The organism is Streptomyces sp. NPDC004752 (assembly GCF_053601275.1).
Genome location: NZ_JBSGBN010000264.1, coordinates 1 through 3,965, shown reverse-complemented (window position 1 = coordinate 3,965; position 3,965 = coordinate 1). Strand labels below are relative to the sequence as shown.

Sequence of the window (3,965 nt, the reverse complement as noted above, 5' to 3'; positions counted from 1 at the left end):
TCGGACACTGGTCCGGAACTACACCATCGGCATTACCTCTCCGATCCACATTGCGGTGCATTTCACTCGTAATCGTGCGCCATCGTGTCGCACGCCCCCTCAGAACCGGACGTGCGAGCTTTCCCCGCATCCGGCTCAAGCAAGCCACGAGGGCTTCGCAGGTCAGCAGGGTTATGTGGTCCTTTTGCTGTCGCCAGCGTGGTGCTGTCGGTGGCATTCGGAGTGCACGAGGCGAAGGTTGTTCCGCTCGTCCGTTCCGCCGTCTCGTCGATAGGTGAAGTGATGCTTGTGGAGCATCTTCTTCGAGGCCGCGAACCAGTTGATCCACTCGCGTGGACTGTCCGGTTCGTACTCGGCTCCGACGATCAGCGCCTGCTTGCAGAGAGGACAGAGCCCCTGCTGCCGGACCGCCAGGAGAAGACTCGTCTTGTCCATCGGCGGCGGCGCCTTCCTGCGGCGGCGGTCCCGCCAGTACTCGGTCAGCGCGGGGTCGTCCGGGGACGCTCCGCCCTTGACGAGCTGGTGGCGGACGATGCCGGTCCAGGCGAATTTGATGAGGAAGGCGCCACTGTCGCGGTCGCCGAACACCCACCGGTCTCGCCGGGACGGGTGGAATCTGCCGAAGTACCGGGCCGCGACCCAGTGACTCGACTTGTTGCGGTGACGGCGCCTAGCCCATTTGAAGGTCAGTCGCCACATGTAGTGATCCAGCGACGAGAACGTCGTCGTGGATGCCACCGCCCGGTAGTAGGCGGCCCAACCGCGAACGATCGGGATCAGCCTGCGCAACACGGCCTCGGCGTTGGACCCGTGCAGGGTCTTCACCTCGGTCCGTAAGCGCACCCGGAGCTTCGCGCAAGCCGCTGTGCTCGGCTTGATGATCAGCTTTCCGCCCGTGCGGCGGACGGTGAAACCGAGGAAGTCGAACCCCTTATCGAGGTGGACGACCTGGGTCTTCTCCTCGTTGAAGCGAAGACCTCTCGGCGCCAGCCAGTCCTCCAGCCGGGCCCTGACCTGGTGCACCTGATCCTCGTCGTGACAGAGCACGATGAAGTCGTCGGCATACCTCACCAGCACCGGAGTGCCCGGCATGGCGCCGGGCTCGCGCCCGGTCCGAACCGTGTATTGGCACCCTGCGGCCTGTTCCAGTCCGTGCAGAGCAACGTTCAGCAACAGCGGGCTGATCACACCGCCTTGAGGAGTTCCCTCCTCGGTCGGTGCGAATCGGCCGCGGTCGATCACGCCCGCCTTCAGCCAGTCCGCGATCAGGTCCCTGGCGGGGAACTGGCCGAGCATGGTCATGAGGTGGTCATGGTCGATGCGGTCGAACGCCGCCGACAGATCCGCGTCCAGGACCCACAGACGCTTCGGGTTCTTGCCCTTCACCGTCCAGAAGATCGCGGATATCGCGTCCTGGCAGCTGCGGCCGGGCCGGAAGCCGTAGGACCTCGGCTCGAACCGCGCTTCCCACTCGGGTTCCAGCGCGTTCTTCACGCGGGCCTGGAGGACCCGGTCCCGGATGACCGGGATGCCGAGCGGTCGCTGTTTCCCGTTGCTCTTCGGGATGAACACTCGCTTGACCGGCCTGGCCTTCCACGGCTTCGACGACCGATGAATCTCGGCCGCCAAGGTGCCTCTCGCCTTCGGCGTGAGGGCCCGTTCCCCGTCGATGCCAGCGGTCATGCGACCACTGCTCTGCTGCGTCACCCGCTTCACGCTGACCAGCGTGTTGCTGCGGCTTCGCAGCATGAGCTTCTGCAAGTTGCGGACCTTTTTGAAGTCCCCGTCCTGCGTCGCCTTGAAGATCCTCTGCCTCAGCCGCCGTACGTTCTCCTCGCAGATGGCCCAGTTGATGCCGTGCCAGTCGAGTAAGTCGTCCTCGGGTCCGTTCACCGCAGGCGCGGACGTCACGGCAGGTGCCGTGATCTCCATGTTCGCCTCCGGTGTCTAACTTGTCCTTTGGTTCGAGCGTCCTTGCAGTGGTGACTTCAAAGGCTCACCTGATCCACGTGGGCGCCCTTTCAGGCCGAGCCACCAGGACCCGTATCCGGCGAGTTATGCGAGGGACGGATGAAGGTCCCGTCTCTCGGTTTCCTCTGGCCTTTCGGCCTGCCGGCCTTCGCTTCTTGGATCTTCCTTCTCCCGCTGGGGAGTTCAGCCTTCCTTGCGGTCGACCTACCAGGCCGTTGGCCTGGACCCCGTCGGGGTTCCCACGTTCCGCACCAGTAAGACGCGGCTGGGGTGGGCGCCCCCTCTACCCCGGGACCAGCGGTGTCCTCCCTCCGGGCTCAGTTACCCGAAGGTCGCTTGGTGCCTTTCAGCACCGGGTCCTGTGACCGCCGCCAACACACCATCGACGCGGTCTTAAGATCACGGGGCATCATCAAGGGTTCACTTGCGTTCGCCCGTCCAGCCTTCCCCTCACCTGTTGCACCCCGATGGCCGGGACGCCCTTGGGCTTGAACGCTCCGCTTCACACCCCACCGTTACCAGCGGCGCATGGGAGCGCGGGGACGGGCCCTGGACACTGGCCCGAAGTTCAGCCGATCGATACCTCCTTCACGTGGCTGTCCTTACTTACCTGGTGCGACTTCGTGTCGCACACTGAGCACTTCAGTTGGCGAGTTGAGTAAAGCCGCTGACCAGCAGCGATGCCCGAAGCGGTTCGCCACGGAACGAAGCTCCGGGGCACCACGATGCGCTGACTACGGCCTCGGGGATCAATGGAACCGTGGTTATCGGTGAGAACGATCACGGTCCGACTGTCTCGGCCTCGGTGATGCGGGGGGCGCAGACCCGGTGGGCCTTGCGCGCGGCGGGTCCGGCTATGTCGGTGGTGAGGGCCGCGCTCTGCTGCAGCGCGGCGCGGTGGAGTTCGAGCGGGGCGGTGATCCGGAGCAAGTGGCCCTGGCCGCGGCGGATCGTCCGGCCGGAGGCGAGCGCCTGGCGGACGGCTTCGTCGCCGACGGTGCGCAGGTGGTCGGCGAGCAGGCCGGGCAGGTCGAGCACCACGTCCGGGACTGGCGTCAGCGCGAGCCGGTCGTCGCCGGGGTCGGCCGGGGCGACGTCGAGTCGTTCGGGCAGTTCGCGGGCGCCGGCGGCGTCCAGGACGCGGCGGATCGTCTTCGGGTCGACCTGGTGCCGCCGGGCGAGTGCCTTGACGGCGACGCCTTCGCCGTACGCCTTCACGACGTCGGCGGCTTGGTCCTCGCTCAGCGCGGCCGGGCGGCCGGGCGGCCAAGCACCTTCCCGGATGCCTCGGCGGCGACGCCTTCCCGGGTGTTCTCCGAGATCATGTCGCGCTGGAACTCCAGCACGGCGGCGAGGACGGAGACCATCATCTTGGTGCCGGGATCGTCGGATGCGAGGTCGATGCCAGACAGCAGCCCGGACTCCACCCGAAGGTGCAGGCCGCGGCGGATCAGCACCGGCCGCAGGGCCAGGATGTCGGCGACGGAACGGAAGAGGCGGGCGGCGTCGGCGATGCGGATGGTGTCGCCGACAGCGGCCTCGTGCAGGAGCTTGGTGAAGCCGACCCGGTCGAGGGAGAGCTGGCGACTGGAGGTGGCGGGGCCCTCGTAGACGGGGGCGCCGGCGGCCAACAGCGCGGCGAGGGCGTGACGCTGGCGGGCGTCGGTCTGCTTGTCGGTGGAGTGCCGCAGGTAGACCCGGTCAACCATTCGACGCCTGCCCCCCTTTCCTGATCGGCCGAGCGGCGCCCAGCGGCGTCCGCAGCCGGCGAGCTCAAGCGGTCAGCGCATCACTGCTGTTCAGGAGATCAGCGTAGACCTCTGCCGGAGTGTGGTAGCCGTGGGTCTTGCGCGGACGGTGGTTGAGTTCGTGAGCTATGGCGTCGAGGTGTCGTGTGAAGGCTCAGGACATAGTTGACGTGATGTTCTCGGGACAGTCTTGACAGTTTCTGATGGTGCTTCAGATGCTTGAGGTGTGACGCAAGAGGCGGAGGA

The 3,965-nt window shown here is 66.4% G+C and carries 3 protein-coding genes and 1 pseudogene; all 4 read right to left on the bottom strand.

All coding sequences use genetic code 11. The annotated features are described in order from the left end of the window. Positions 1-171: 171 nt before the first annotated feature. Positions 172-1,932: a group II intron reverse transcriptase/maturase gene (gene ltrA / locus ACWEKM_RS46005; protein ID WP_451627280.1), complete on the bottom strand. Its 1,761-nt coding sequence runs from the start codon at positions 1,930-1,932 to the stop codon at positions 172-174. Positions 1,933-2,751: 819 nt separating this feature from the next. Then, positions 2,752-3,189 carry a hypothetical protein gene (locus ACWEKM_RS46000; RefSeq protein WP_451627279.1) on the bottom strand — a complete coding sequence of 146 codons (438 nt, stop codon included), beginning with the start codon at positions 3,187-3,189 and terminating at the stop codon, positions 2,752-2,754. Positions 3,190-3,212: 23 nt separating this feature from the next. Beyond that, a complete protein-coding gene (locus tag ACWEKM_RS45995; RefSeq protein ID WP_451627278.1) occupies positions 3,213-3,680 on the bottom strand; it encodes a recombinase family protein in 468 nt (155 codons plus the stop codon). 64 nt (positions 3,681-3,744) lie between these two features. Then, positions 3,745-3,858 (bottom strand): annotated as a pseudogene (locus ACWEKM_RS45990) (IS30 family transposase); the annotation flags it as partial. Positions 3,859-3,965 lie beyond the last annotated feature (107 nt).